The organism is Escherichia sp. F1 (assembly GCF_046764225.1).
Taxonomy (GTDB): domain Bacteria; phylum Pseudomonadota; class Gammaproteobacteria; order Enterobacterales; family Enterobacteriaceae; genus Escherichia; species Escherichia coli.
In genome coordinates, this window is the sequence record NZ_CP177202.1 from 4,602,622 (window position 1) to 4,627,016 (window position 24,395).

The 24,395-nt window shown below is 51.9% G+C and carries 22 protein-coding genes, 1 pseudogene and 1 riboswitch; of the genes and pseudogenes, 13 read left to right on the forward strand and 10 right to left on the reverse strand.

Annotated features, from left to right (window positions below; all coding sequences use genetic code 11):
- Window positions 1-59: 59 nt before the first annotated feature.
- The 3 genes from malM to malK form a co-directional block, all read right to left on the reverse strand.
- Window positions 60-980: a maltose operon protein MalM gene (gene malM, locus ACK8NJ_RS22085; protein ID WP_000783444.1), complete on the reverse strand. Its 921-nt coding sequence runs from the start codon at window positions 978-980 to the stop codon at window positions 60-62.
- A gap of 151 nt (window positions 981-1,131) precedes the next feature.
- On the reverse strand, window positions 1,132-2,472 hold the full coding sequence (gene lamB / locus ACK8NJ_RS22090) for a maltoporin LamB (protein ID WP_000973665.1): 1,341 nt from the start codon (window positions 2,470-2,472) through the stop codon (window positions 1,132-1,134).
- 72 nt (window positions 2,473-2,544) lie between these two features.
- Window positions 2,545-3,660 (reverse strand): maltose/maltodextrin ABC transporter ATP-binding protein MalK, encoded by a 1,116-nt coding sequence (gene malK, locus ACK8NJ_RS22095; RefSeq protein WP_000179165.1) that lies wholly within the window; start codon window positions 3,658-3,660, stop codon window positions 2,545-2,547.
- A gap of 364 nt (window positions 3,661-4,024) precedes the next feature.
- Between malK and malE the strand changes: the two genes are divergently transcribed.
- The 3 genes from malE (at window position 4,025) to malG (ending at window position 7,818) form a co-directional block, all read left to right on the forward strand.
- Window positions 4,025-5,215 (forward strand): maltose/maltodextrin ABC transporter substrate-binding protein MalE, encoded by a 1,191-nt coding sequence (malE, locus tag ACK8NJ_RS22100; RefSeq protein ID WP_000695381.1) that lies wholly within the window; start codon window positions 4,025-4,027, stop codon window positions 5,213-5,215.
- Window positions 5,216-5,368: 153 nt separating this feature from the next.
- Window positions 5,369-6,913, forward strand: coding sequence for a maltose ABC transporter permease MalF (malF, locus tag ACK8NJ_RS22105; protein ID WP_001353545.1), 1,545 nt, complete (start codon window positions 5,369-5,371; stop codon window positions 6,911-6,913).
- A 14-nt stretch (window positions 6,914-6,927) separates the two neighbouring features.
- Window positions 6,928-7,818: a maltose ABC transporter permease MalG gene (malG, locus tag ACK8NJ_RS22110; RefSeq protein ID WP_001252058.1), complete on the forward strand. Its 891-nt coding sequence runs from the start codon at window positions 6,928-6,930 to the stop codon at window positions 7,816-7,818.
- Between the two features lie 93 nt (window positions 7,819-7,911).
- Here malG and psiE read toward each other — a convergent pair whose 3' ends face one another.
- A complete protein-coding gene (gene psiE / locus ACK8NJ_RS22115; protein WP_000202902.1) occupies window positions 7,912-8,322 on the reverse strand; it encodes a phosphate-starvation-inducible protein PsiE in 411 nt (136 codons plus the stop codon).
- Between the two features lie 214 nt (window positions 8,323-8,536).
- Between psiE and ACK8NJ_RS22120 the strand changes: the two genes are divergently transcribed.
- The gene (locus tag ACK8NJ_RS22120) at window positions 8,537-8,815 is read left to right on the forward strand and encodes a hypothetical protein (RefSeq protein ID WP_001328330.1); all 279 of its coding nucleotides are present in this window, start codon (window positions 8,537-8,539) and stop codon (window positions 8,813-8,815) included.
- A gap of 46 nt (window positions 8,816-8,861) precedes the next feature.
- Here ACK8NJ_RS22120 and ACK8NJ_RS22125 read toward each other — a convergent pair whose 3' ends face one another.
- From ACK8NJ_RS22125 to pgi, 5 genes are all read right to left on the reverse strand, one after another.
- A complete protein-coding gene (locus ACK8NJ_RS22125) occupies window positions 8,862-10,958 on the reverse strand; it encodes a YjbH domain-containing protein (RefSeq protein ID WP_411961983.1) in 2,097 nt (698 codons plus the stop codon).
- Window positions 10,958-11,695: a capsule biosynthesis GfcC D2 domain-containing protein gene (locus tag ACK8NJ_RS22130; protein WP_411961984.1), complete on the reverse strand. Its 738-nt coding sequence runs from the start codon at window positions 11,693-11,695 to the stop codon at window positions 10,958-10,960. Before ACK8NJ_RS22130 ends, ACK8NJ_RS22125 begins: the two co-directional genes overlap by 1 nt.
- Window positions 11,692-12,330 (reverse strand): YjbF family lipoprotein, encoded by a 639-nt coding sequence (locus tag ACK8NJ_RS22135; protein WP_187179218.1) that lies wholly within the window; start codon window positions 12,328-12,330, stop codon window positions 11,692-11,694. The genes ACK8NJ_RS22130 and ACK8NJ_RS22135 overlap by 4 nt, the downstream gene beginning before the upstream one ends.
- Before the next feature lie 113 nt (window positions 12,331-12,443).
- Complete coding sequence (gene yjbE, locus ACK8NJ_RS22140; RefSeq protein WP_000757333.1) at window positions 12,444-12,686, reverse strand: exopolysaccharide production protein YjbE; 243 nt, start codon at window positions 12,684-12,686, stop codon at window positions 12,444-12,446.
- Between the two features lie 353 nt (window positions 12,687-13,039).
- Window positions 13,040-14,689: a glucose-6-phosphate isomerase gene (gene pgi, locus ACK8NJ_RS22145; RefSeq protein WP_021501419.1), complete on the reverse strand. Its 1,650-nt coding sequence runs from the start codon at window positions 14,687-14,689 to the stop codon at window positions 13,040-13,042.
- Window positions 14,690-14,925: 236 nt separating this feature from the next.
- A riboswitch (Lysine riboswitch) is annotated at window positions 14,926-15,122 on the forward strand.
- Window positions 15,123-15,213: 91 nt separating this feature from the next.
- Here pgi and lysC point away from each other — a divergent pair.
- On the forward strand, window positions 15,214-16,563 hold the full coding sequence (gene lysC, locus ACK8NJ_RS22150) for a lysine-sensitive aspartokinase 3 (RefSeq protein WP_001290322.1): 1,350 nt from the start codon (window positions 15,214-15,216) through the stop codon (window positions 16,561-16,563).
- A 252-nt stretch (window positions 16,564-16,815) separates the two neighbouring features.
- Window positions 16,816-17,088: a DUF3811 domain-containing protein gene (locus tag ACK8NJ_RS22155; RefSeq protein WP_001207638.1), complete on the forward strand. Its 273-nt coding sequence runs from the start codon at window positions 16,816-16,818 to the stop codon at window positions 17,086-17,088.
- Here ACK8NJ_RS22155 and rluF read toward each other — a convergent pair whose 3' ends face one another.
- Window positions 17,089-17,961, reverse strand: a complete 873-nt coding sequence (gene rluF, locus ACK8NJ_RS22160) for a 23S rRNA pseudouridine(2604) synthase RluF (protein WP_000936367.1) — start codon at window positions 17,959-17,961, stop codon at window positions 17,089-17,091.
- A 347-nt stretch (window positions 17,962-18,308) separates the two neighbouring features.
- Here rluF and ACK8NJ_RS22165 point away from each other — a divergent pair, with 347 nt between their 5' ends.
- The 7 genes and pseudogenes from ACK8NJ_RS22165 (at window position 18,309) to sorE (ending at window position 24,022) form a co-directional block, all read left to right on the forward strand.
- Entirely contained in the window at window positions 18,309-19,256 is a 948-nt protein-coding gene (locus tag ACK8NJ_RS22165) for a sugar-binding transcriptional regulator (RefSeq protein ID WP_000431660.1), read from the forward strand.
- A gap of 69 nt (window positions 19,257-19,325) precedes the next feature.
- Complete coding sequence (locus ACK8NJ_RS22170; protein WP_001195425.1) at window positions 19,326-20,132, forward strand: SDR family oxidoreductase; 807 nt, start codon at window positions 19,326-19,328, stop codon at window positions 20,130-20,132.
- A gap of 9 nt (window positions 20,133-20,141) precedes the next feature.
- Complete coding sequence (locus tag ACK8NJ_RS22175; protein WP_000245625.1) at window positions 20,142-20,549, forward strand: mannose/fructose/sorbose PTS transporter subunit IIA; 408 nt, start codon at window positions 20,142-20,144, stop codon at window positions 20,547-20,549.
- Window positions 20,549-21,043, forward strand: a complete 495-nt coding sequence (locus tag ACK8NJ_RS22180) for a PTS system mannose/fructose/N-acetylgalactosamine-transporter subunit IIB (RefSeq protein WP_001027849.1) — start codon at window positions 20,549-20,551, stop codon at window positions 21,041-21,043. Before ACK8NJ_RS22175 ends, ACK8NJ_RS22180 begins: the two co-directional genes overlap by 1 nt.
- Window positions 21,044-21,108: 65 nt before the next feature.
- Window positions 21,109-21,906, forward strand: a complete 798-nt coding sequence (locus ACK8NJ_RS22185; RefSeq protein WP_000406313.1) for a PTS mannose/fructose/sorbose transporter subunit IIC — start codon at window positions 21,109-21,111, stop codon at window positions 21,904-21,906.
- Window positions 21,907-21,916: 10 nt separating this feature from the next.
- Window positions 21,917-22,741: pseudogene (locus ACK8NJ_RS22190) on the forward strand (PTS system mannose/fructose/sorbose family transporter subunit IID).
- Between the two features lie 51 nt (window positions 22,742-22,792).
- The gene (gene sorE, locus ACK8NJ_RS22195) at window positions 22,793-24,022 is read left to right on the forward strand and encodes an L-sorbose 1-phosphate reductase (RefSeq protein WP_000858557.1); all 1,230 of its coding nucleotides are present in this window, start codon (window positions 22,793-22,795) and stop codon (window positions 24,020-24,022) included.
- The last annotated feature ends 373 nt before the right edge of the window (window positions 24,023-24,395 follow it).

Consider the following 24,395-nt stretch of genomic DNA (forward strand, 5'->3'; position numbering starts at 1 on the left):
AAAAAAAGGTGCGCCAGGAGACGCACCAGTTGTTGCAAAATCAGCACTGTGGGGCGTAATTACCCCTTGCCTTTTACACTGCTGATAAAGGTGGAACGGGCAGATGTTGACCCCAGGCGTTCAGCTTCATCAAGCAGTTTTAACGCCTTATCAACATCACCTTTCGCGACAGCGTTTTTGATCGCGGTATTAAAATAACTTTCCGTGTCGTTGAGCATCGGCTCGCTTTTCTTCACCGGTGCCGGAGCGGGTGCAGCCACAGCTGGTGCCGCCGTGTTGCCTACCGTAACCGGAGCTGGAGCGGAAGAACCAAATAGAGGCCCAACCAACACGCTGGAACTGGAGTTCGTTTTGACTTTCAGTTTCAGTAAGCCATCGGTGGTATGACGAGCAACCGGGTCAGGAATATCCGGGATCGAGTTACCGACGCCTTTGGCATAGGCTTTAGCCGGGTCGAGCAGTTGAGTCGTCTGCTGGAGATCTTTTTCCGTGGTAAAGACCAGAACATAAAGTTTTTGCTGCCCCAACGCCGGTGTCAGGCGCATAACACCTTCCAGCCGATCTGCACTCATCACGCCTGGTTCCTGGTAGGTGAAATAACTGCTTGGGAAGAAGGCTGATGGGGTCATGTTCTGATCAAGAATCAGCACGTTCGGCGCAAATACGCTGGTTTGTTTGTTCACTTCGCTGGTCAGCGTCAGTGTCAGTTCGCCAATGTTTGCCGGGACGCTGTACGCAGCAACCGGCCCACTGATGCCGGGAACGTTCAGTTGTTGGCCGCCGGTCGCCAGTTGGGTGGTCTGGGTTTTAGATTGATCGACCGGTGTCCAGGTGAGTTGTTGCAGCGCGGCAGATGGAATGGCTGGCGCGTCGCTGGTGTTTTGCGGTACGTAGTTAACATCGGCAAGGCTGATTCCAGGCGCGCTTGCCAGTAACCCTGCTGATAAACAGAGGGCGATGAGACTTTTATTCATTTTCATTGTTTTCACCTCAAAATCTGGAGCTCAGCGGTAGCCAGGCAATAGCGCGCTAAACCCGATAATCAGAGGGGCTTGCGCCCCTTTCAGATAATGACAACCTGTTTTTATGCCGGATGCGGCGCAAGCACCTTATCCGGCCCAGTTTTTGCTATTACCACCAGATTTCCATCTGGGCACCGAAGGTCCACTCGTCGCTGTCACCACGGCCGAAGCTGCCGCCGTTGAAATCAGCAGGAACGGCTTTGCCGAAGTTAGTGTTGGTATTGGCGTTACCGGTGTAGTCATAACCCCATTTCTCATCCCACTTGGCGTAGGTTGCGAAGACACGAATAGCCGGGCGTGACCAGATGCTGTCGCCAGCCTGCCATTGTTGTGCAAGGGTAATTTTGTACTGATTGTTCTTGTCGCCGGTGCGCTGGGATTCGACGTTGTCGTAGCCGATTTCCATCACGGTGCTCATGATTGGCGTCCACTTGTACATCGGGCGAATACCGACGGTCCACCACTTGGTGCCGTTGTCGTTATCCCAGTTGATATCCTGGTACATACCCACGTACATCATGTCCCAGTTGTCGCCCATGGAGATCGCACCGTGGTCGAGGATACGCAGCATGTGACCGTTGTTGTTGATATTGTAGGCAAATTTTTCGTTATCAAACGCGACGCCAGAACCCTGCGACAGACCTTTACCCTGCGAGGTCATCGAGTCAGTAGCGTACTGAACAACAAACTTGTTAAAGCCCTTCAGGACACTCTGAGTATGTTCAGCAGTGAATAACCAGCCGTCTTTCGATGCGCCATCAACCAGACGATAGTTATCACGCAGGTTGGCACGACCGTAGTCGACACCCAGTTCTAATGTGCCGCCCGGGTTGATTTCCATCTGCGCTAAACGCACATCGAAAACGTCGTTCGCGGTTTCGTTGGTATAGTCATAAATATTGTTGCTGGCGAAAGAGGAAGAACCACCTGCTTCAGAGGAGCGGGTTGCTGCCAGAGAGAGTTTACCGAAGCCAACATCGATGTTTTCCAGACCGGCACCAGGACCAGAAATATCCCAGTAGTAGAAGTCGATCATATGAACGTCATGACGTTGGTAGAAGCGCTTACCTGCCCAGATGGTGGAACCTGGCAGCCATTCGATCAGGTTTTTACCCTGTACGTTTGCTTCACGGAAGGCCGGATCGGTAGCTTCCCAGTCATTCTGTTGTGCGACGGAATAGGCCACGTTAGTGTCGAAATAGAAGCTCTTATCGCCCTCTTTCCACACTTCCTGACCCAATTTTAATTCAGCATAAGTTTCACATTCGTTGCCAAGACGGTATTTACTTTGAGCACCGGTAGTCTGGAAACACTGTTGTTCACCGCCGCTACCTGTCCAGCCAATACCGGAACGTGCATAGCCGTGGAAATCAACAGCCATTGCCTGAGCAGACATTACGCCCGCTGCGACGGCAACCGCCAGAGGAAGTTTGCGCAGAGTAATCATCATTCTATCTCCTGAGTCATTGCTTTTCTTTTTTCACATCACCTGTGACAGGCTTTGTGTGTTTTGTGGGGGTGCTTAAACGCCCGGCTCCTTATGCAGTCGACGACATGCAGTGCCATCCTCACGGAACAGATGGCAACGCTCTGGCGGCAGGCCGATAGCGAATGTGGCACCTTCTTCTACCAACACCACGTCGTTCTGGCGGTACACCAGGTTTTGACGAATGGAAGGGATCTGGATATGGATTTGGGTTTCGTTGCCGAGTTGCTCGACGACCTGAACTTCACCCTCAAGGATGACGTCAGCGATATCACTCGGCAGTAGATGTTCCGGGCGAATACCCAGCGACATATTGGCTCCAACCTGGACATCACGGCTTTCAACAGGCAGCCAGACTTGCTGACGATTTGGCATCGGCAGCTCCACCTGCACTTGATCGATTGCAGTGGCGGTCACTTTTACCGGCAGGAAGTTCATCTTTGGCGAACCGATAAATCCGGCGACAAAACGGTCTGCCGGATAGTGGTACAGTTCCAGCGGTTTCCCAACCTGTGCCACGCGACCGGCGTCCAGCACCACGATTTTGTCGGCCAGCGTCATCGCTTCGACCTGATCGTGGGTGACGTAAATCATTGTGCGGCCCAGGCGTTTATGCAGACGGGAGATTTCGATACGCATTTGCACACGCAGTGCAGCATCGAGGTTGGAGAGCGGTTCATCGAGCAAAAATACGCTTGGCTCGGCCACCAGCGTACGGCCAATCGCCACACGCTGACGCTGACCACCGGAGAGCGCTTTCGGTTTGCGATCCAGCAAATGCGCCAGTTGCAGCACTTCCGCCACCTGGTTGACGCGTTGGTTAATCACCTCTTTTTTTGCGCCTGCCAGTTTCAGGCCAAATGACATGTTTTCTGCTACTGACAGGTGGGGATAGAGCGCGTAAGACTGAAACACCATACCAACGCCGCGTTCTGCTGGCGGAGTGTCATTCATCCGTTTCTCACCGATGAACAGGTCGCCGCTGGTGATCGTCTCAAGCCCGGCAATCATGCGCAGTAAAGTCGATTTACCGCAGCCAGACGGTCCGACAAACACCACGAATTCACCTTCATGGATATCGAGATTGATATCTTTCGATACCACGACCTCGCCCCAGGCTTTCGTTACATTTTGCAGCTGTACGCTCGCCATGCCCTTCTCCCTTTGTAACAACCTGTCATCGACAGCAACATTCATGATGGGCTGACTATGCGTCATCAGGAGATGGCTTAAATCCTCCACCCCCTGGCTTTTTTATGGGGGAGGAGGCGGGAGGATGAGAACGCGGCTTCTGTGAACTAAACCGAGGTCATGTAAGGAATTTCGTGATGTTGCTTGCAAAAATCGTGGCGATTTTATGTGCGCATCTCCACATTACCGCCAATTCTGTAACAGAGATCACACAAAGCAACGGTGGGGCGTAGGGGCAAGGAGGATGGAAAGAGGTTGCTGTATAAAGAAACTAGAGTCCGTTTAGGTGTTTTCACGAGCACTTCACCAACAAGGACCATAGATTATGAAAATAAAAACAGGTGCACGCATCCTCGCATTATCCGCATTAACGACGATGATGTTTTCCGCCTCGGCTCTCGCCAAAATCGAAGAAGGTAAACTGGTAATCTGGATTAACGGCGATAAAGGCTATAACGGTCTCGCTGAAGTCGGTAAGAAATTCGAGAAAGATACCGGAATTAAAGTCACCGTTGAGCATCCGGATAAACTGGAAGAGAAATTCCCTCAGGTTGCGGCAACTGGCGATGGCCCTGACATTATCTTCTGGGCGCACGACCGCTTTGGTGGCTACGCTCAATCTGGCCTGTTGGCTGAAATCACCCCGGACAAAGCGTTCCAGGACAAGCTGTATCCGTTTACCTGGGATGCCGTACGTTACAACGGCAAGCTGATTGCTTACCCGATCGCTGTTGAAGCGTTATCACTGATTTATAACAAAGATCTGCTGCCGAACCCGCCAAAAACCTGGGAAGAGATCCCGGCGCTGGATAAAGAACTGAAAGCGAAAGGTAAGAGCGCGCTGATGTTCAACCTGCAAGAACCGTACTTCACCTGGCCGCTGATTGCTGCTGACGGGGGTTATGCGTTCAAGTATGAAAACGGCAAGTACGACATTAAAGACGTGGGCGTGGATAACGCTGGCGCGAAAGCGGGTCTGACCTTCCTGGTTGACCTGATTAAAAACAAACACATGAATGCAGACACCGATTACTCCATCGCAGAAGCTGCCTTTAATAAAGGCGAAACAGCGATGACCATCAACGGCCCGTGGGCATGGTCCAACATCGACACCAGCAAAGTGAATTATGGTGTAACGGTACTGCCGACCTTCAAGGGTCATCCATCCAAACCGTTCGTTGGCGTGCTGAGCGCAGGTATTAACGCCGCCAGTCCGAACAAAGAGCTGGCGAAAGAGTTCCTCGAAAACTATCTGCTGACTGACGAAGGTCTGGAAGCGGTTAATAAAGATAAACCGCTGGGTGCAGTGGCGCTGAAGTCTTACGAGGAAGAGTTGGCGAAAGATCCACGTATTGCCGCCACCATGGAAAACGCCCAGAAAGGTGAAATCATGCCGAACATCCCGCAGATGTCCGCTTTCTGGTATGCCGTGCGTACTGCGGTGATCAACGCCGCCAGCGGTCGTCAGACTGTCGATGAAGCCCTGAAAGACGCGCAGACTCGTATCACCAAGTAATGCTGTGAAATGCCGGATGCGGCGTGAACGCCTTGTCCGGCCTACAAAACCGAAACGTATGTAGGCCTGGTAAGGCGCGTCAGCGTCGCATCAGGCAGTTGTTGTCGGATAAGGCGTGAAAGCCTTATCCGTCCTGGAATGAGGAAGAACCCCATGGATGTCATTAAAAAGAAACATTGGTGGCAAAGCGACGCGCTGAAATGGTCAGTGCTAGGTCTGCTCGGCCTGCTGGTGGGTTACCTTGTTGTTTTAATGTACGCACAAGGGGAATACCTGTTCGCCATTACCACGCTGATATTGAGTTCAGCGGGGCTGTATATTTTCGCCAATCGTAAAGCCTACGCCTGGCGCTATGTTTACCCGGGAATGGCTGGAATGGGATTATTCGTCCTCTTCCCTCTGGTCTGCACCATCGCCATTGCCTTCACCAACTACAGCAGCACTAACCAGCTGACTTTTGAACGTGCGCAGGAAGTGTTGCTAGATCGCTCCTGGCAAGCAGGCAAAACCTATAATTTTGGTCTTTACCCGGCGGGCGATGAGTGGCAACTGGCGCTCAGCGACGGCGAAACCGGCAAAAATTATCTCTCCGACGCATTTAAATTTGGCGGCGAGCAAAAACTGCAGCTGAAAGAAACGGCCGCCCAGCCTGAAGGCGAACGCGCGAATCTGCGCGTGATTACCCAGAATCGTCAGGCGCTGAGTGACATTACCGCCATTCTGCCGGATGGCAACAAAGTGATGATGAGCTCCCTGCGCCAGTTTTCTGGCACGCAGCCGCTCTACACACTCGACGGTGACGGTACGTTGACGAATAATCAGAGCGGCGTGAAATATCGTCCGAATAACCAAATTGGCTTTTACCAGTCCATTACCGCCGACGGCAACTGGGGCGATGAAAAGCTAAGCCCCGGTTACACCGTGACCACCGGCTGGAAAAACTTTACCCGCGTCTTTACCGACGAAGGCATTCAGAAACCGTTCCTCGCCATTTTCGTTTGGACCGTGGTGTTCTCGCTGATCACCGTCTTTTTAACGGTGGCGGTCGGCATGGTTCTGGCGTGTCTGGTGCAGTGGGAAGCGTTGCGCGGCAAAGCGGTCTATCGCGTCCTGCTGATTCTGCCCTACGCGGTGCCATCGTTCATTTCAATCTTGATTTTCAAAGGGTTGTTTAACCAGAGCTTCGGTGAGATCAACATGATGTTGAGCGCGCTGTTTGGCGTGAAGCCCGCCTGGTTCAGCGATCCGACCACCGCCCGAACGATGCTGATTATCGTCAATACCTGGCTGGGTTATCCGTACATGATGATCCTCTGCATGGGCTTGCTGAAAGCGATTCCGGACGATTTGTATGAAGCCTCAGCAATGGATGGCGCAGGTCCATTCCAGAACTTCTTTAAGATTACGCTGCCGCTGCTGATTAAACCGCTGACGCCGCTGATGATCGCCAGCTTTGCCTTTAACTTTAACAACTTCGTGCTGATTCAACTGTTAACCAACGGCGGCCCGGATCGTCTTGGCACGACCACGCCAGCCGGTTATACCGACCTGCTTGTTAACTACACCTACCGCATCGCTTTTGAAGGCGGCGGGGGTCAGGACTTCGGTTTGGCAGCAGCAATTGCCACGCTGATCTTCCTGCTGGTGGGTGCGCTGGCGATAGTGAACCTGAAAGCCACGCGAATGAAGTTTGATTAAGGGAGATAACAAAAATGGCAATGGTCCAACCGAAATCGCAAAAAGCACGTTTGTTTATTACTCACCTGCTACTGCTACTTTTTATCGCGGCGATTATGTTCCCGCTGCTGATGGTCGTCGCTATCTCGCTGCGTCAGGGAAACTTCGCGACTGGCAGCCTGATCCCGGAGCAAATCTCCTGGGATCACTGGAAACTGGCGTTAGGTTTTAGCGTGGAACAGGCTGATGGTCGCATTACGCCACCGCCATTCCCAGTACTGCTGTGGCTGTGGAACTCGGTAAAGGTCGCCGGGATTTCCGCGATTGGCATTGTGGCGCTCTCCACCACCTGCGCCTACGCTTTCGCCCGTATGCGCTTTCCAGGCAAAGCGACGCTGCTGAAAGGAATGCTGATTTTCCAGATGTTCCCGGCAGTACTTTCACTGGTCGCGTTGTATGCGTTGTTTGATCGTCTGGGTGAGTACATTCCATTCATTGGCCTGAATACTCACGGCGGCGTAATTTTCGCGTATCTGGGTGGGATTGCGCTGCATGTCTGGACCATCAAAGGCTATTTCGAAACCATCGATAGTTCGCTGGAAGAAGCGGCGGCGCTGGATGGTGCGACACCGTGGCAGGCCTTCCGCCTTGTCCTGTTGCCGCTGTCAGTACCGATTCTGGCGGTGGTATTCATCCTGTCGTTTATCGCTGCCATTACTGAAGTTCCGGTCGCGTCGCTGTTACTGCGTGACGTAAACAGCTACACCCTGGCCGTGGGGATGCAGCAATACCTCAACCCGCAAAACTACCTGTGGGGTGACTTTGCCGCCGCTGCCGTGATGTCTGCATTACCGATCACCATCGTCTTCTTGCTGGCTCAACGCTGGCTGGTCAACGGCCTGACGGCAGGTGGTGTGAAAGGTTAAAGATGTTGTTCTGCCAATGTTATGCCGCTGCACCCTCAACTTACGTTATCCCAACTTGTGACTGTTATTCGGCGCTCCACGGAGCGCCTTTTTTTACTCCCGCTTCAACCGTTTCGAATTACATAACCACAGGGTGATCACCAGCAACAGGATCGCTGCCGAGTAGATCAACACATCCAGTGGCGATTTATGATCGACGATGATCAAGCGCACAATGGCGGTGATCCCAATATAGACAAAGTAACGTAGCGGGAAGTGAAAACCGGACTGAAAGTACTTCACAATCAGCGCGATAAATTCGAAATAGAGAAAGTAAACCACCAGCCCTTCTACCAGCTCATATTTGCTGGTTTGTTCTGGCGCGAACAGCACATCAGCCAGATGCACCGTTTCTTTGCCGAGGAAGACAACCAAAATAAGGCCGAGGCACAGCAGGCCAAGATTGAGTACGGTCTGCAAAATGGTGGAGATAAACTCCACGCGCGGACGAGAGAGTGACGTCATAGCAGTACCTCCTTCACAGTGGCGAGCTTCCTGTATAACGCAAAAATGTGACGGAGATCTATATTTTTTGTGTATGTTTTGTTCAGCTCGATTAAGTGGGCATCTCCCATCAACGTCTCATCTGACAAAACACACAGCCCAAAAAAATCACCCATTCAGGTGATTCCCAGCCACCAGCAATGCGCGAAAAATCGACAATGTTCCTCTGGAACAAATGAAACGTAACCTGATAAAGGTGGTAAAAATGAAGCCTTATTTTGCTGCTTTGATGTTATCAGTCTCTGTTCTTCCTGCTTATGCTGGTCCGCTCGGTACTGCTGATAAAACCGACCTACCGCAAAGCAATGTCTCCAGCCCAATGATGGCCCAGTCGCTCAGGCAACCAGACCTGCAACCGATATCGACGGACAGGAAGACAGAATGTTTTCGCCTTTACACACCAGATCGCAAACCGGGGGTGAACTGCGTTCCTGATGGCTCGACAGGCCATTAAGAATAAAGGTGCCAGTGAGTGCGAAAACTGGCACCTTTCCCATGACTTAGCGGAAATTCACGCTACGGTCGCTGGTCATGTCATACAACTGGAACTTACGTCCAAGTTGCTGACCACCGTCACGCGTCAGCGGCGTCCAGCCAATCGCCGCACGGCTGCGTGTCGGGCCAGACGAGAAGAGATCCAACGGTACAGAGACATACACGCCTTTGGTGAAGTCCCCTTCGCCGTACTCCTCTTTCGAAACATTCGTGATCGTGGCATAGCCACCCACCACCACACCGCTGTCAAAGCGTTTAGCGATCTCCAGCGTGCCGCCTTTATCCCCTGCCAGATACTGCCCGACGCTCGCTTTCACTAACACATCCTGAGCGAAAGATGGCGTCCAGTAGGCGGTCAGATGTCCGGTTTTCACGCTGTAGTCGGTGAATTTCATCATATCTTTTGCACTACGCCAGTCGCGCTGTTTAACGTAGTTGGCATCCACACCAAACGCCCAGTTGCTGTCCAGCGGGCGATACAACACTTCTGCCCCCGCACCGCCAAACATGGTTTCGAGATAACCTCCATAGACCTGACCGTAGAAGCCGTTGCCCAGATGCTGGAAGTAGTTGGCTTGCAGGTTATTCACATAGACATCGTTCTGCACATACTCGCGCACATGGGTACGAACGCGCGGTAAGTGCGAGTCCTGCGGCGGATTGGTGTAGTTAAACTTGTCGTAGTTGTTGGCAAGATTTGCAAACAGGCTGCCGGTGGTCAGCAGATGGTCCGTCAGCCACAAATCTGCCGTTCCCATCACGCCCAGCTGATACATGTAAAAGTTTTCCGGGCCACCGACCGACTGGTTCAGCACCGGATCGATATGGAAATCAAAGCGCGATTTGTCGATATACCAGCCCTGCTCGGTGGACTGCGGAACCACTGGCTCGACGCGTTTTTGCGCCAGCGTCGTTTCGTGGCCCAAAGGCTCTCCGGCGAGATGATTTTTCAGGCTGGCGACATCCGTTTCCGTCGTCACCTGCGGCATGTTAAGGCGATTTTCCGTAACGCGGATCGTCTTGATCCCATCCGGCAGATCATTCATCACGATCCGATTAGCACGGATGATCCCTTCGCGCGAATCACGATATTTCACCTGTTCGCCGGTAACATACAGCGTATCGCCTTTCGCCTGGATCTGCGGATCGGCAAGTCCGGCGTTGTATTTCAGCAACGTTAACTGATTCGCCACCACCGAGTGCTGCAAAATGGCATCCTGTGGCTGCGGTTGATATTGCGGGCGGGCGTTATCATTGTAGGACGGGCGCAGATCGTTAAAGTTGGTGCGCAGCGTGATGCCAAACATAAAGGTGTTGCCACGTTCATAGCTAAGGTTAACGTCGGCCCAATCGGTAACGCGATAAATCGCCCCGACGTTAAACTTACTTTTTTGCTCCAGCTTCCCGGCAAAATCCTGCTGATAATTATTACCTTCATACTCCAGTTTCAGGCGCAGCGGTTGCCAGGGCGTCTGGTATTCCACGCCGCCAAACAGTGAGGCCGGGCCGTGGAACATCTGGCTACCGTCGATAGATCCCGCCTGTTTGTAGCTGTTATCGCGATAGCAATATTTATCACTGGCTGAACAGAGCGGATTTTTCACATTACCGCTGGTGCCCAGATATCCCCAGCCCAGGCCGAGCGTAAAATCGAACGGTCCCCAGGCTTTGCTGGCAACAAGATATTCCGCATCAAACAGCCCCGTACCGCCGATATCCCGCGCACCAACCGCCACTTGCGGCAGCCAGTAACTCTCTTCCCACAAACGCAGTTTGAGATCGAAGGCTTTATCTTTATACGTTTGATCGCCAGAGAACGCTTCGACGCTGCTGTACTGCCGGGTGCGCACGTCGGTGTAACGCAGCGTTGTTTCCAGCCACGGGAAGAGTTGCACTGAAGCTGAGTAATAACGGTACTGATCGTTATCTCGATAGTTCAGGCTCAACTCCCCTTCCCGCGCCATGCGCGCGGTGGGCGTTTGTAATAATCCTACGCCACCGAAATCCGACTGCGACGGACCAATGGGCGCAGGATATGTTTCGCCGTAGCAAGCTGTGCTAATGCCCAGCGCCAGTAAGCTAAGCAGATGTCTTTTTTTCATTATTGAGGTATCCGCTGCGTCAGAGTCTGAAGAATGTCGGCGTTAAGGGCATCAGGCGTCTCACTCCAGACGGAGTCCGCGAGGCCAACATAAATAATGCTGCCGGGCATCGGCTCTACGTGACGCTTGTTCCAGTAAGCCACCGGCGCTTTTTGCGTGCGTCCGTCCGGGTAAACCACCCACGCGTAGCTGCGATCCGCACCGCTAAGCAGGTTCTGGCCGGAGAGATAGCTCGCCACGTCGCGACCTGGAGTGAATGACTGCTTGCCAGGACGGCTGATAAGCCCGAACAACATGACCGTGGACGGCGGTGGTCCGACCCACAGCGTGTAGTTGCCCTGCAACGGCGGGTTACCGCGTTCGGCAACGCGGACGATATCGGGATCAAGATTGATTTTTTGCCTGCCCGTCACTTTCAACGCCTGAATTTGCTGGCGTAAGGCGTTAATCGCAGCGGCATCGTCGGCGCTGGAGTCTGCGGTTAGTTCTGCCAGCCGTGTCAGCAACGCCTGCTGCTGACGCAATGCTGCCGCCGTTGCCAGCTCTTCGCTAATCACCGCACCGGGCCACCAACTGTTTGCCAGCCGTGGTTGGCCTACCAGATCGATTAAATGCTCTGCACCCGTTAGCGTTTTGGCCTCACTGCTGCCATTGTTGAACACCTTGACGGTTCCTGCCGCGAAGACCGATGACGCCCCCACACTCAAAATCAATGCGACAATAGTTTGTTTAATCATTGTTTTGCCGCCTTGATGAGAGTGGTTTTCACCGGGAAATAATCCGCGCCGAGATACTGTTCCGACTGGCGAATTTGCCCTTCGCTGTCGATCCAATAGCGGTTATGCCAGCGCGCCTGGTCGGTGGAGACTTCTTCGTCCAGCACGCGAACCGGAGTTTCATCGCTGCCGACTTTGACGGTATCGGTGCCATCCCATTTGAAGACTGAGCGTGCGGTGGCGTAGCGTACCTGCTGGTACTCGGTCCAGCCCATCGTGCGCATCCATGTTGCACCATCAACAATTTGTGCGGGTTTAATCAGCGGGTCGGCAGCAAGGTTATTCACTTCAATCAGGTTGTCGCCGCCAAGCAAAGTCTTCACCAGACGACCATGTTGTGTGACGAGAGTGGCCTGATCCTGAGTGACCCATTTTTGTTGTCCGTCTTCAGCGAAGGCCAGCACCACAAATAACTGCGGTCCGCCATTAAGCTGCATGTACTGGCTGGCGTAGGGCATATTTTGAATATCATCGTCCGTCAGCTGTACGCCTGGCGTGCCGAACAGACTGTCCCACAGTGAATTGCCCAGCTCTTTAGTCGTGGCTGAACAGGCCTGTAATAGCAGGCAGATAAGAATGAGTGCAGGTCGCTTCACGACTCTTCTCCAGAGGGGCAGAATAACCACACCGGAGTGTGGTTATGGTAAATCCCTTCATACTTCAAGCCACAGATGCAATGACTCGAATTATTTTGGGGATACATACTTTATTACTGGGTACTGGTGGTCGTGGTTGTTGTGGTCCCGGTATTAGAACCATCACCGCCACCGGTTGCCGCGAGCGCGACACCCACCGCCGAGCTTACGGTGCTGACGCTGGTCGCGGAGGAACTCCCCGCCGAAACCGACGTTGCTGCCGACCCTGCCGCTTCGCCCACCTGTACAGGTGCAGCCCACGCAGAAGTCGCCGCAAGCGCAGATATGGCAAAAATGCCATACAGAACTTTTTTCATAACAATTTCCCTTCATTGAATGAATGGAGATTTACCCAAAAACATTTCGGGCGGGATCGAGTATACACAACTAAAGCATGCGAATTACGGCGCAGGGAATTAGCGATGGCGTTTTAGGATAATTGGAATGAATATCAAATATAAGTTTCAACTTATATTTAAATAACAATAAAAATCATAAACTTAAAATAAAAACAAAAGTAATTAATCTGCGTATTTTCCGAAATAAACAACGATTAAAAATCTATTTTAGGATTAACCTCACGGTATGATTTCCGTTAAATTACAGACAAGGGGATTTATCTGATAAAAAATGCCGACATAACGTCGGCATTTTTATTAAGGTTATTTAATTAACCGCGCCACGCTTTATAGCGGTTAATCAGACCATTGGTCGAGCTATCGTGGCTGCTGATTTCTTTATCATCTTTCAGCTCTGGCAGAATACGGTTCGCCAGTTGTTTACCCAGCTCCACGCCCCACTGGTCGAAGGTGAAGATGTTCAGGAGCACGCCCTGAGTAAAGATTTTGTGCTCATACAGCGCAATCAACGCACCCAGGCTGAACGGAGTGATTTCGCGCAGCAGGATGGAGTTGGTCGGGCGGTTACCTTCGAATACTTTGAACGGCACCACGTAGTCAAGCGTTGCCGGATCTTTACCCTGATCGCGATATTCCTGCTCAACCACTTCGCGGGATTTACCAAACGCCAGCGCTTCGGTCTGAGCGAAGAAGTTAGACAGCAGTTTCTGGTGATGATCAGAGAGCGGGTTATGGGTGATAGCCGGAGCGATGAAATCGCACGGTACCATTTTGGTTCCCTGGTGGATCAGCTGGTAGAACGCGTGCTGACCGTTAGTACCTGGTTCACCCCAGATAATCGGGCCAGTCTGGTAATCCACAACGTTACCGTTACGGTCAACATACTTACCGTTGGACTCCATATTGCCCTGCTGGAAGTACGCCGCGAAACGGTGCATATACTGGTCATACGGCAGAATCGCTTCAGTTTCCGCACCAAAGAAATTGTTGTACCAGATGCCAATCAGCGCCAGCAGTACAGGCAGGTTTTTCTCGGCAGGCGTGGTGGAGAAATGCTTGTCCATCGCGTGTGCGCCAGAAAGCAGTTCAACGAAGTTATCAAAGCCGATGGAGAGAACAATCGACAGGCCAATCGCTGACCACAAAGAGTAACGACCGCCGACCCAGTCCCAGAACTCGAACATGTTGGCGGTATCAATACCAAACTCACCAACGGCTTTGGCATTGGTGGAGAGCGCCGCAAAGTGTTTCGCAACGTGTTTTTCATCACCTGCCGCTTTCAGGAACCAGTCACGCGCGCTATGGGCGTTGGTCATAGTTTCCTGAGTGGTGAAGGTTTTAGAGGCGACCAGGAACAACGTGGTTTCCGGGTTTACTTTTTTCAGCACTTCCGCGATGTGAGTCCCATCGACGTTAGAAACAAAGTGCATGTTCAGGTGATTTTTGTACGGACGCAGTGCTTCGGTCACCATGTACGGGCCGAGGTCAGAACCACCGATCCCGATGTTCACTACGTCAGTGATTGCTTTGCCGGTATAACCCTTCCACTCACCGGAAATAATCGCTTCCGAGAAGGTTTTCATCTTCTCCAGCACCGCGTTGACTTCTGGCATTACGTCTTTGCCATCAACCAGAATCGGGGTATTGCTACGGTTACGCAGCGCTACGTGCAGCACGGCGCGGTTTTCAGTGCGGTTGATCTTCTCGCCAGAGAACATCGACTTAATCGCGCCCGCCAGATCGCACTCTTTCGCCAGATCCTGTAATTTCGCCAGCGTCTCTTCAGTGATGCGGTTTTTGGAGTAATCCACCAGCATCTGATCGTCGAAGGTTGCAGAGAACTTAGAAAAACGATCGCCGTCTTTAGCAAAAAGATCGGCGATCGTAACGTCTTTCATTTCATCGAAGTGTTTCTGTAGTGCCTGCCAGGCAGCGGTCTGCGTTGGATTGATGTTTTTCATTAGCAATACTCTTCTGATTTTGAGAATTGTGACTTTGGAAGATTGTAGCGCCAGTCACAGAAAAATGTGATGGTTTTAGTGCCGTTAGCGTAATGTTGAGTGTAAACCCTTAGCGCAGTGAAGCATTTATTAGCTGAACTACTGACCGCCAGGAGTGGATGAAAAATCCGCATGACCCCATCGTTGACAACCGCCCCGCTCACCCTTTATTTATAAATGTACTACCTGCGCTAGCGCAGGCCAGAAGAGGCGCGTTGCCCAAGTAACGGTGTTGGAGGAGCCAGTCCTGTGATAACACCTGAGGGGGTGCATCGCCGAGGTGATTGAACGGCTGGCCACGTTCATCATCGGCTACAGGGGCTGAATCCCCTGGGTTGTCACCAGAAGCGTTCGCAGTCGGGCGTTTCGCAAGTGGTGGAGCACTTCTGGGTGAAAATAGTAGCGAAGTATCGCTCTGCGCCCACCCGTCTTCCGCTCTTCCCTTGTGCCAAGGCTGAAAATGGATCCCCTGACACGAGGTAGTTATGTCTGAAATTGTTGTCTCCAAATTTGGCGGTACCAGCGTAGCTGATTTTGACGCCATGAACCGCAGCGCTGATATTGTGCTTTCTGATGCCAACGTACGTTTAGTTGTCCTCTCGGCTTCTGCTGGTATCACTAATCTGCTGGTCGCTTTAGCTGAAGGACTGGAACCTGGCGAGCGATTCGAAAAACTCGACGCAATCCGCAATATCCAGTTTGCCATTCTGGAACGTCTGCGTTACCCGAACGTTATCCGTGAAGAGATTGAACGTCTGCTGGAGAACATTACTGTTCTGGCAGAAGCGGCGGCGCTGGCAACGTCTCCGGCGCTGACAGATGAACTGGTCAGCCACGGCGAGCTGATGTCGACCCTGCTGTTTGTCGAAATCCTGCGCGAACGCGATGTTCAGGCACAGTGGTTTGATGTACGTAAAGTGATGCGTACCAACGACCGATTTGGTCGTGCAGAGCCAGATGTAGCCGCGCTGGCGGAACTGGCCGCGCTGCAGCTGCTCCCACGCCTCAATGAAGGCTTAGTGATCACCCAGGGATTTATCGGTAGCGAAAATAAAGGTCGGACAACGACGCTTGGCCGTGGAGGCAGCGATTATACGGCAGCCTTGCTGGCGGAGGCTTTACACGCATCTCGTGTTGATATCTGGACCGACGTCCCGGGCATCTACACCACCGATCCACGCGTGGTTTCCGCAGCAAAACGCATTGATGAAATCGCGTTTGCCGAAGCGGCAGAGATGGCAACTTTTGGTGCAAAAGTACTGCATCCGGCAACGTTGCTACCCGCAGTACGTAGCGATATCCCGGTCTTTGTTGGCTCCAGCAAAGACCCACGCGCAGGTGGTACGCTGGTGTGCAATAAAACTGAAAATCCGCCGCTATTCCGCGCGCTGGCGCTTCGTCGCAATCAGACTCTGCTCACTTTGCACAGCCTGAATATGCTGCATTCTCGCGGTTTCCTCGCGGAAGTTTTCGGCATCCTCGCGCGGCATAATATTTCGGTAGACTTAATCACCACGTCAGAAGTGAGCGTGGCATTAACCCTTGATACCACCGGTTCAACCTCCACTGGCGATACCTTGCTGACGCAATCTCTGCTGATGGAGCTGTCTGCACTATGCCGGGTAGAAGTGGAGGAAGGTCTGGCGCTGGTCGCGTTGATTGGCAATGACCTGTCAAAAGCCTGCGGCGTTGGCAAAGAGGTATTCGGCGTACTGGAACCGTTCAACATTCGCATGATTTGTTACGGCGCATCCAGCCATAACCTGTGCTTCCTGGTGCCCGGCGAAGATGCCGAGCAGGTGGTGCAAAAACTGCATAGTAATTTGTTTGAGTAAATACTGTATGGCCTGGAAGCTATATTTCGGGCCGTATTGATTTTCTTGTCACTATGCTCATCAATAAACGAGCCTGTACTCTGTTAACCAACGTCTTTATCGGAGAATAATTGCCTTTAATTTTTTTATCTGCATCTCTAATTAATTATCGAAAGAGATAAATAGTTAAGAGAAGGCAAAATGAATATTATCAGTTCTGCTCGCAAACGAATTCCCGTACACTGAACTCTCTGGCTCACTGAGGGCACCAGCATGGCACTCCCCCGTATTACCCAAAAAGAGATGACTGAACGCGAGCAGCGTGAACTTAAAACACTGCTGGATCGGGCGCGGATTGCGCATGGTCGCGTACTGACCAACTCCGAAACCAACAGCATTAAGAAAGAGTACATCGATAAATTAATGGTCGAGCGTGAGGCTGAAGCGAAAAAAGCCCGCCAGTTAAAGAAAAAGCAGGCTTATAAACCGGATCCTGAGGCGTCATTTAGCTGGTCAGCAAATACGTCGACGCGCGGCAGGCGCTGATTAACGCCCCTTCTTTTTACGCCCCGGCGAGGTAAAACGCTTACCGTTGGACGCCGGGCGACCGCCTTTTTCCGCCGTTTTTTCCATCTTAACGACTGGACGTTTGATGCCCGCCGTTTTCGGTTTGGCCTTCGTTTTAGGTTTTGCCTCGGAAGAGGAATTTTCGATGAGCTTAAAGAGGTCGATTAACTCATCGTCAGTTAAATCGCGCCACTCACCCAGCGGAATGCCGCTTAAGCTGACGTTCATAATGCGCGTACGTTCCAGCTTTTTCACTTCGTAACCAAAGTGCTCGCACATGCGCCGGATCTGACGGTTCAGCCCCTGCACCAGGGTAATGCGGAAGACAAACGGCGCTTCTTTTTTGACTTTGCACTTTTTCGTCACCGTCCCGAGGATCGGCACCCCCGCCCCCATACCACGAATAAATTCATCGGTAATCGGTTTATCGACCGTCACCAGATACTCTTTCTCATGATCGTTACCCGCACGGAGGATCTTATTCACCAGATCGCCGTGATTGGTGAGGAAAATCAGCCCCTGGGAGTCTTTATCCAGGCGGCCAATCGGGAACACGCGTTTGCTGTGGTTAACGAAATCGACAATGTTATCGCGCTCGCCATCTTCGGTGGTGCTGACAATACCGACGGGCTTGTTCAGGGCGATAAGTACCAAATCTTCGGCTTCCCGAGGCTCAATCAACTGACCGTTTACTTTCACAACGTCGCCGGGTTTCACCTGATCGCCAATGGTGGCTCGCTTGCCATTAAGGAACACATTGCCTTGCTCGATATAGCGATCCGCTTCGCGGCGTGAGCAAATTCCGCTTTCGCTGATGTATTTATTTAAACGGACTGATGAGTCGGGCAGCATAAATTCTCCTGTAAAACGCGGAATATACCGTACCTCTTAGCGGGGAAAAACAGGGTTATGCGGCAACGTCGAAATTAAATGTGATCTGCCACGCCTTTTATCACAAAAGTGTCTCCGGAAGTACGATGCAAATTTGCCTGGCAAAATAAGGATAATCAACATATTACGAATCGCTGCACACCTGTGCTGATGACTACTAGGCAGAGAAACAAATGTGCAAGAGAAAGCGCTATTTCTCCCCATGCAAAGAGTGAAAAATCGCTTTGAAAGGCCATCATGATGGGGTTATATCAGATCAAGCGGTGAGAAAGCGTATTTGCACAAATGTGCAGAACCAGGAGGCGGCAATGGAAAACAGTGACGATATCCGTTTGATTGTGAAGATTGCCCAACTCTATTACGAACAGGATATGACGCAGGCGCAAATCGCGCGCGAACTGGGTATTTACCGCACCACCATCAGCCGCTTGCTTAAACGAGGCCGCGATCAGGGAATTGTCACCATCGCCATCAACTATGACTACAACGAAAATCTCTGGCTGGAGCAGCAACTGAAGCAAAAGTTTGGCCTGAAAGACGTTGTGGTGGTGTCGGGAAATGATGAGGATGAAGAGACTCAACTGGCGATGATGGGGTTACACGGCGCGCAACTGCTGGATCGCTTGCTGGAGCCTGGCGATATTGTCGGTTTTTCCTGGGGTCGCGCGGTGAGCGCACTGGTTGAAAACTTGCCGCAGGCGGGGCAATCGCGGCAGTTAATCTGCGTACCAATTATTGGCGGACCGTCCGGTAAACTCGAAAGCCGCTATCATGTAAACACATTAACCTACAGCGCGGCAGCGAAGTTGAAAGGAGAATCGCATCTCGCGGATTTTCCGGCTCTACTGGATAACCCCTTAATTCGTAATGGGATCATGCAGTCTCAGCACTTTAAAACCATCTCTGCCTACTGGGATAATCTGGATGTCGCCCTGGTGGGAATTGGCTCACCGGCCATTCGTGACGGCGCTAACTGGCATGCGTTTTATGGTGGTGAAGAGAGTGACGACCTGAATGCCCGCCAGGTTGCTGGCGATATTTGCTCGCGCTTTTTTGATATTCACGGCGCAATGGTTGAAACGAATATGAGCGAAAAAACACTCTCTATCGAAATGAATAAATTAAAGCAGGCGCGGTATTCCATTGGCATTGCCATGAGTGAAGAAAAATACAGCGGAATTGTTGGTGCACTGCGTGGAAAATATATTAATTGTCTGGTAACGAATAGCAGCACAGCTGAACTATTACTGAAATAAAAATCTTCCCGATGTTTACCGTAATAAAAATTACGGCGGGTCCCTATTATCTAAAAACAGGAGTCTGTTATGCAAACGTGGTTAAATTTGCAGGATAAAATCATTATCGTCACCGGCGGCGCATCCGGTATTGGTCTGGCGATTGTAGAGGAATTATTAGCACAAGGCGCAAACGTACAGATGGTCGATATTCACGGTGGCGATGGTCAATATGAAGGTCATAAAGGCTATCAGTTTTGGCCGACCGATATTTCCAGCGCCAAAGAGGTAAATCATACGGTAGCGGAAATTATCCAGCGTTTTGGTCGCATCGACGGTCTGGTCAATAACGCCGGGGTCAATTTCCCGCGTCTGCTGGTCGATGAGAAAGCGCCTGCCGGGCAGTATGAACTCAACGAAGCTGCATTCGAAAAAATGGTCAATATCAACCAGAAAGGCGTTTTTCTGATGTCGCAGGCGGTGGCGCGACAGATGGTCAAACAACATGATGGCGTGATTGTGAATGTTTCCTCAGAAAGTGGGCTGGAAGGCTCAGAAGGCCAAAGCTGTTACGCCGCGACCAAAGCCGCGCTCAATAGCTTCACGCGCTCCTGGTCGAAAGAGCTGGGTAAGCACGGTATCCGTGTGGTCGGTATCGCGCCAGGGATTCTGGAAAAAACAGGACTGCGCACGCCGGAATATGAAGAAGCGCTGGCGTGGACGCGCAATATCACCGTCGAGCAGCTGCGTGAAGGCTATACCAAAAATTCCATTCCTATTGGGCGCGCCGGAAGATTAGCAGAAGTGGCTGATTTTGTTTGTTATCTGCTGTCTGAACGCGCCAGCTATATCACCGGAGTAACCACTAACATTGCAGGCGGCAAAACGCGCGGCTAAGGAGGCTTTATGGTCAATGCCATTTTTTGCGCCCACGGCAAATTAGCCTGCGCCATGCTGGAATCGGTTCAGATGGTGTACGGCGATGCCAGGGTCGAGGCAGTTGAATTTGTGCCCGGCGAGAACGCCGGAGACATTGTGGCAAAGCTGGAGAAGTTAGTGAGCATTCACAATCATGACGAGTGGCTAATCGCCGTGGATTTACAGTGCGGTAGCCCGTGGAATGCAGCAGCGACGCTTGCGATGCGCAATCCGCACCTGCGGGTGATCAGCGGCCTTTCCCTGCCACTGGCGCTCGAACTGGTTGATAACCAGGACAGCATGAATGTTGATGAACTGTGTGAACACCTGACGCAAATCGCAAAGCAAACCTGCGTTGTCTGGAAACAACTGGCAACGGCAGAGGAGGATTTCTGATGAACATTACGCTCGCCCGCATTGATGACCGCCTGATCCACGGCCAGGTCACAACCGTCTGGTCGAAAGTGGCTAACGCCCAGCGCATTATTATCTGCAATGACGAGGTGTATAACGATGAAGTTCGCCGGACATTATTGCGTCAGGCCGCCCCGCCGGGAATGAAGGTTAACGTGGTCAATATTGAAAAAGCCGTCGCGGTTTATCACAACCCGCAATATCAGGACGAAACCGTTTTTTATCTTTTCACTCGCCCACAGGATGCCTTAGCGATGGTTCGCCAGGGGGTAAAAATAGACACCCTGAATATTGGCGGCATGGCCTGGCGGCCCGGTAAAAAACAGTTAACCAAAGCGGTTTCATTAGATGATGATGATATTAACGCATTTCATGAGTTAAATAATCTTGGCGTCATACTGGATTTACGCGTCGTAGCGTCAGATCCCTCAATCAATATTATCGACAAAATAAACGAACAGTTAATCGCAAATTAAATAATAGCGCCTGTGTACATATGCTTTAACAGGCAGGGATGACGACACTTAAAAGGTGACAAATCATGGAAATAAGTACCCTACAAATCATTGCTATATTTCTTTTTTCCTGTATTGCCGGAATGGGCAGCGTGCTGGATGAATTTCAGACTCATCGCCCGTTAATTGCCTGTACGGTGATTGGTTTAATTCTCGGTGATTTAAAAACCGGAATAATACTCGGTGGTACGCTGGAATTGATAGCTCTCGGCTGGATGAACGTCGGCGCGGCGCAATCTCCGGATTCCGCGCTCGCCAGCATTATCTCCGCCATTCTGGTTATCGTTGGTCAGCAAAGCATCGCCACCGGTATCGCCATCGCGTTGCCTGTGGCTGCTGCAGGCCAGGTACTGACGGTGTTTGCCCGCACCATCACCGTAGTGTTCCAGCACGCGGCGGATAAAGCAGCGGAAGAAGCACGGTTTCGCACTCTCGATATTCTGCATGTCTCCGCGCTTGGCGTGCAGGCGCTGCGCGTTGCTATTCCGGCACTGATTGTCTCGCTGTTCGTCAGCGCCGATATGGTCAGCAATATGTTAAACGCCATTCCCGAATTTGTGACCCGAGGACTACAGATTGCTGGCGGTTTTATCGTGGTGGTCGGTTACGCCATGGTGCTACGTATGATGGGCGTGAAATATTTGATGCCTTTCTTTTTCCTCGGTTTCCTCGCAGGTGGCTACCTCGATCTCAGTCTGCTGGCGTTCGGTGGCGTCGGCGTGATCATGGCCCTGCTCTACATCCAGCTAAATCCACAGTGGCGTAAAGCTGAACCTCAACTCCAGGCCACCGCCTCCACCGCCCTTGACCAACTTGACGATTAACGGAGCCATCATGGAACAGAGAAAAATTACACGCAGCGATCTGGTGAGCATGTTTCTGCGCTCCAACCTGCAACAGGCGTCCTTTAACTTTGAACGTATTCACGGGCTGGGTTTTTGCTACGACATGATCCCCGCCATCAAGCGACTTTACCCATTAAAAGAGGATCAGGTTGCGGCGCTCAGGCGACACCTGGTGTTCTTCAATACCACGCCAGCCGTATGTGGCCCGGTCATCGGCGTCACTGCCGCCATGGAAGAGGCGCGGGCCAACGGCGCGGAAATTGATGACGGTACCATTAACGGCATCAAAGTCGGTCTGATGGGACCATTGGCAGGAGTTGGCGATCCACTGGTCTAGGGAACGCTGCGCCCGATTACCGCCGCGCTCGGCGCATCTCTGGCACTTTCGGGCAACATTCTCGGCCCGCTGCTGTTTTTCTTTATTTTCAATGCGGTGCGTCTGGCGATGAAGTGGTATGGCCTACAGCTCGGCTTTCGCAAAGGGGTGAATATCGTCAGCGATATGGGCGGGAATGTGCTGCAAAAACTCACCGAAGGCGCGTCGATTCTCGGACTGTTTGTGATGGGCGTGCTGGTGACCAAATGGACGTCAATCAACGTACCGTTGGTGGTTTCACAAACGCATGCCGCCGATGGCTCCACCGTCACCATGACCGTGCAGAACATTCTCGACCAACTTTGCCCTGGTTTGCTGGCGCTCGGTCTGACGCTACTGATGGTTCGTCTGCTCAACAAAAAAATTAACCCGGTATGGCTGATTTTCGCCCTGTTTGGCTTAGGGATTATCGGCAATGCGCTGGGCTTCCTGTCCTGATTCTTCGCCCCGGCACGACTGCCGGGGCCATCGCTCAACATGAGGTGGTTTATGAAAACAACAGCTCTGCGTCTTTATGGTAAACGTGATTTACGCCTGGAAACCTTTGATCTTCCTGAAATGCAGGAGGATGAAATCCTCGCGACGGTGGTCACCGACAGCCTGTGCCTCTCTTCCTGGAAAGAGGCCAATCTGGGTGAAAACCATAAAAAAGTACCCGACGATGTGGCGACCAACCCCATCATCATCGGCCACGAGTTTTGCGGCGATATTCTGGCCGTGGGTAAAAAGTGGCAGCACAAATTCCAGCCGGGTCAGCGTTATGTGATTCAGGCCAACCTGCAACTCCCCGACCGCCCGGACTGCCCCGGCTACTCCTTCCCGTGGGTAGGCGGCGAAGCCACGCATGTGGTTATTCCCAACGAGGTCATGGAACAAGATTGCCTGCTGGCATACGACGGCGAAACCTATTTTGAAGGCTCGCTGGTTGAACCGCTTTCCTGCGTGATTGGCGCGTTCAACGCCAACTATCATCTTCAGGAAGGTAGTTATAACCACACGATGGGGATTCGCCCGCAAGGGCGCACGCTGATCCTCGGCGGCACCGGACCAATGGGACTGTTGGCGATTGATTATGCGCTACATGGACCCGTTAACCCGTCGCTGCTCGTCATTACCGATACCGACAACGACAAATTGAGTTATGCGCGCAAGCACTATCCATCAGAACCGCAAACACTGATTCATTATCTCAATGCCGCCGATGCAGCATTTGATACGTTAATGGCACTGAGTGGCGGTCACGGCTTCGATGATATTTTCGTCTTTGTGCCTAATGAAGGACTGGTGACTCTCGCCTCTTCCTTGCTGGCGACAGATGGTTGCCTGAATTTCTTCGCCGGACCGCAGGATAAACATTTCAGCGCGCCAATTAATTTCTACGATGTGCATTATGCATTTACCCACTACGTGGGCACGTCAGGCGGCAATACCGATGACATGCGCGCAGCAGTCAAATTGATTGAAGAGAAAAAAGTGCAGGCCGCAAAAGTGGTAACACATATTCTTGGGCTGAATGCCGCGGGCGAAACCACGCTTGAATTGCCTGCCGTCGGCGGCGGCAAAAAGCTGGTGTATACCGGGAAATACCTGCCGCTTATGTCACTCACGCAGATTCAGGATCAAGCACTGGCGGCAATTCTGGCGCGTCATCAGGGGATCTGGTCCGGTGAGGCGGAGCAATATCTGCTCACTCATGCAGAGGCAATTTCCCATGATTAATCGCGCTACTTAACTCTGCATGTCGCTGGCTGGTCGCCGCGGCAACTTCGCGACCGGATGTGCGGCTGATTGCTGAAGCAGCACAATTTGCATGAGAAGGATAAAAAATATCAGCGCCTTAAGGGGCGCTCAAATTGGTGGCAAAGTACACATTGTTTATGCCGGATGCGGAATGAAGCCTTATTCGGCCTACATAATCTCGAAAATTCAATATATTGCAGTTATCTGGTAGGACTGGTAAGCGTAGCGCATCAGGCAATGCTGTGTTTGTCATCAGTCTCAGCGCCCGGTGCAATACGTGACATCGTGAGCCATGTCAGTAAGTGGTTAAATTCGCAGTGGTAGCATGCCTTCCGTGATTTCTTACTAACCG

Coding starts and splice junctions, on each gene's coding strand:
- lysC (WP_001290322.1), top strand. CDS start 15,214: ATGTCTGAAATTGTTGTCTCCAAATTTGGCGGTACCAGCGTAGCTGAT.
- ACK8NJ_RS22185 (WP_000406313.1), top strand. CDS start 21,109: ATGGAAATAAGTACCCTACAAATCATTGCTATATTTCTTTTTTCCTGT.
- ACK8NJ_RS22130 (WP_411961984.1), bottom strand. CDS start 11,695: ATGATTAAACAAACTATTGTCGCATTGATTTTGAGTGTGGGGGCGTCA.
- ACK8NJ_RS22175 (WP_000245625.1), top strand. CDS start 20,142: ATGGTCAATGCCATTTTTTGCGCCCACGGCAAATTAGCCTGCGCCATG.
- ACK8NJ_RS22120 (WP_001328330.1), top strand. CDS start 8,537: ATGAAACGTAACCTGATAAAGGTGGTAAAAATGAAGCCTTATTTTGCT.
- ACK8NJ_RS22180 (WP_001027849.1), top strand. CDS start 20,549: ATGAACATTACGCTCGCCCGCATTGATGACCGCCTGATCCACGGCCAG.
- ACK8NJ_RS22155 (WP_001207638.1), top strand. CDS start 16,816: ATGGCACTCCCCCGTATTACCCAAAAAGAGATGACTGAACGCGAGCAG.
- ACK8NJ_RS22165 (WP_000431660.1), top strand. CDS start 18,309: ATGGAAAACAGTGACGATATCCGTTTGATTGTGAAGATTGCCCAACTC.
- ACK8NJ_RS22125 (WP_411961983.1), bottom strand. CDS start 10,958: ATGAAAAAAAGACATCTGCTTAGCTTACTGGCGCTGGGCATTAGCACA.
- malG (WP_001252058.1), top strand. CDS start 6,928: ATGGCAATGGTCCAACCGAAATCGCAAAAAGCACGTTTGTTTATTACT.
- sorE (WP_000858557.1), top strand. CDS start 22,793: ATGAAAACAACAGCTCTGCGTCTTTATGGTAAACGTGATTTACGCCTG.
- malM (WP_000783444.1), bottom strand. CDS start 980: ATGAAAATGAATAAAAGTCTCATCGCCCTCTGTTTATCAGCAGGGTTA.
- psiE (WP_000202902.1), bottom strand. CDS start 8,322: ATGACGTCACTCTCTCGTCCGCGCGTGGAGTTTATCTCCACCATTTTG.
- malK (WP_000179165.1), bottom strand. CDS start 3,660: ATGGCGAGCGTACAGCTGCAAAATGTAACGAAAGCCTGGGGCGAGGTC.
- malF (WP_001353545.1), top strand. CDS start 5,369: ATGGATGTCATTAAAAAGAAACATTGGTGGCAAAGCGACGCGCTGAAA.
- lamB (WP_000973665.1), bottom strand. CDS start 2,472: ATGATGATTACTCTGCGCAAACTTCCTCTGGCGGTTGCCGTCGCAGCG.
- yjbE (WP_000757333.1), bottom strand. CDS start 12,686: ATGAAAAAAGTTCTGTATGGCATTTTTGCCATATCTGCGCTTGCGGCG.
- malE (WP_000695381.1), top strand. CDS start 4,025: ATGAAAATAAAAACAGGTGCACGCATCCTCGCATTATCCGCATTAACG.
- ACK8NJ_RS22170 (WP_001195425.1), top strand. CDS start 19,326: ATGCAAACGTGGTTAAATTTGCAGGATAAAATCATTATCGTCACCGGC.
- pgi (WP_021501419.1), bottom strand. CDS start 14,689: ATGAAAAACATCAATCCAACGCAGACCGCTGCCTGGCAGGCACTACAG.
- rluF (WP_000936367.1), bottom strand. CDS start 17,961: ATGCTGCCCGACTCATCAGTCCGTTTAAATAAATACATCAGCGAAAGC.